This is a genomic window from Mammaliicoccus sp. L-M44 (assembly GCF_022386355.1).
In the GTDB taxonomy this organism is placed as follows: Bacteria; Bacillota; Bacilli; order Staphylococcales; family Staphylococcaceae; genus Mammaliicoccus; species Mammaliicoccus sciuri_A.
Genome location: NZ_JAJNIU010000054.1, coordinates 1 through 1813, shown reverse-complemented (window position 1 = coordinate 1813; position 1813 = coordinate 1). Strand labels below are relative to the sequence as shown.

Sequence of the window (1813 nt, the reverse complement as noted above, 5' to 3'; positions counted from 1 at the left end):
ATCATGATTTTAGTGGAAAATATTAATCCATATAAAAAAACAAACTGAACTTATAAATTTAAGTTCAGTTTGTCCACAGTCTGAGGCTTAAGCGATTAGCTTAAGACTTTTTTCATTAATTATATATACCGGTGGTCGGGTTCGAACCGACACGTCCTCGACGGACACGGGATTTTGAGTCCCGCGTGTCTGCCAATTCCACCACACCGGCTTAATAAAAATCCTACAAAAAAATCTTCCCAATGGAAGAAATAAATGGAGCGGAAGATAGGACTTACACCTATATCTCATTCCGGGAAGGAATGTATTCTAAAAGTTGAAATACTCCCGCAAAGTTATTAATGGAGGCGGCAACCGGATTTGAACCGGTGAATAGAGGTTTTGCAGACCTCGGCCTTACCACTTGGCTATGCCGCCAGACTACTGGGCTAGCTGGATTCGAACCAGCGAGTGACGGAGTCAAAGTCCGTTGCCTTACCGCTTGGCTATAGCCCATTAATATAAAATAAGGGCGGCTGATGGGAATCGAACCCACGAGTGTCGGAACCACAATCCGATGCGTTAACCACTTCGCCACAGCCGCCATGGCAGGGGCAGTAGGAATCGAACCCACACCAAAGGTTTTGGAGACCTCTATTCTACCGTTGAACTATGCCCCTATTAAATTAAAATAATAATGGTGGAGGGGGGCAGATTCGAACTGCCGAACCCGAAGGAGCGGATTTACAGTCCGCCGCGTTTAGCCACTTCGCTACCCCTCCGTTAGATGGTGCCGGCCAGAGGACTTGAACCCCCAACCTACTGATTACAAGTCAGTTGCTCTACCAGTTGAGCTAGGCCGGCAAAAAGTTAAAAGATGGCTCAGGACGGAATCGAACCGCCGACACAAGGATTTTCAGTCCTTTGCTCTACCGACTGAGCTACTGAGCCATACATTGATTTTTAAAAAATGGCGGTCCCGACGGGAATCGAACCCGCGATCTCCTGCGTGACAGGCAGGCATGTTAACCGCTACACCACGGGACCATCATTAAAGCTATTGCGGGAGGCGGATTTGAACCACCGACCTTCGGGTTATGAGCCCGACGAGCTACCGAACTGCTCCATCCCGCGATAATAATATTAAGTTACAAATATAATGGCGGAGGAAGAGGGATTCGAACCCCCGCGAGCCGTTAAGCCCCTGTCGGTTTTCAAGACCGATCCCTTCAGCCGGACTTGGGTATTCCTCCAATATATAAGTATGGACCTTGCAGGACTCGAACCTGCGACCCAACGGTTATGAGCCGTTTGCTCTGACCAACTGAGCTAAAGGTCCAAAATTTAAAATATGTATCATATTGAAAATTTTAATGGCGGCGGAGGGGATCGAACCCCCGACCTCACGGGTATGAACCGTACGCTCTAGCCAGCTGAGCTACGCCGCCATAATGGTATTATTTTTAAATGGTGGAGACTAGCGGGATCGAACCGCTGACCTCCTGCGTGCAAAGCAGGCGCTCTCCCAGCTGAGCTAAGCCCCCATTTAATATGTAAATTTTTAAAGAGTCGGGAAGACAGGATTCGAACCTGCGACCCCTTGGTCCCAAACCAAGTGCTCTACCAAGCTGAGCTACTTCCCGTAACCAAAATGGTCATTACGCGCCCGAGAGGAGTCGAACCCCTAACCTCTTGATCCGTAGTCAAACGCTCTATCCAATTGAGCTACGGGCGCATATTAATATGGTGCCGAGGACCGGAATCGAACCGGTACGGTAATCACTTACCGCAGGATTTTAAGTCCTGTGCGTCTGCCAGTTCCGCCACCCCGGCA

Annotated in this window: 17 tRNA genes; all 17 read right to left on the bottom strand. The window is 48.9% G+C overall.

Annotation, left to right across the window (positions count from 1 at the left end):
• Positions 1–126: 126 nt before the first annotated feature.
• A tRNA-Leu gene (locus LQ611_RS13855) sits at positions 127–211 on the bottom strand.
• Between the two features lie 131 nt (positions 212–342).
• Positions 343–417: transfer RNA gene (locus LQ611_RS13850), tRNA-Cys, on the bottom strand.
• 6 nt (positions 418–423) lie between these two features.
• Positions 424–495 (bottom strand) — tRNA-Gln (locus LQ611_RS13845).
• A 15-nt stretch (positions 496–510) separates the two neighbouring features.
• Positions 511–583 (bottom strand) — tRNA-His (locus LQ611_RS13840).
• A 2-nt stretch (positions 584–585) separates the two neighbouring features.
• Positions 586–659 (bottom strand) — tRNA-Trp (locus tag LQ611_RS13835).
• A gap of 18 nt (positions 660–677) precedes the next feature.
• Positions 678–761, bottom strand: a tRNA-Tyr gene (locus LQ611_RS13830).
• A gap of 6 nt (positions 762–767) precedes the next feature.
• Positions 768–843: transfer RNA gene (locus tag LQ611_RS13825), tRNA-Thr, on the bottom strand.
• A gap of 14 nt (positions 844–857) precedes the next feature.
• Positions 858–930, bottom strand: a tRNA-Phe gene (locus tag LQ611_RS13820).
• 20 nt (positions 931–950) lie between these two features.
• Positions 951–1026 (bottom strand) — tRNA-Asp (locus LQ611_RS13815).
• A gap of 13 nt (positions 1027–1039) precedes the next feature.
• Positions 1040–1113: transfer RNA gene (locus tag LQ611_RS13810), tRNA-Met, on the bottom strand.
• A 26-nt stretch (positions 1114–1139) separates the two neighbouring features.
• Positions 1140–1232 (bottom strand) — tRNA-Ser (locus LQ611_RS13805).
• A 12-nt stretch (positions 1233–1244) separates the two neighbouring features.
• A tRNA-Ile gene (locus LQ611_RS13800) sits at positions 1245–1318 on the bottom strand.
• 35 nt (positions 1319–1353) lie between these two features.
• Positions 1354–1427: transfer RNA gene (locus LQ611_RS13795), tRNA-Met, on the bottom strand.
• A gap of 20 nt (positions 1428–1447) precedes the next feature.
• A tRNA-Ala gene (locus LQ611_RS13790) sits at positions 1448–1523 on the bottom strand.
• Between the two features lie 25 nt (positions 1524–1548).
• Positions 1549–1622 (bottom strand) — tRNA-Pro (locus tag LQ611_RS13785).
• Between the two features lie 18 nt (positions 1623–1640).
• A tRNA-Arg gene (locus tag LQ611_RS13780) sits at positions 1641–1714 on the bottom strand.
• Positions 1715–1723: 9 nt separating this feature from the next.
• Positions 1724–1812, bottom strand: a tRNA-Leu gene (locus LQ611_RS13775).
• Position 1813 lies beyond the last annotated feature (1 nt).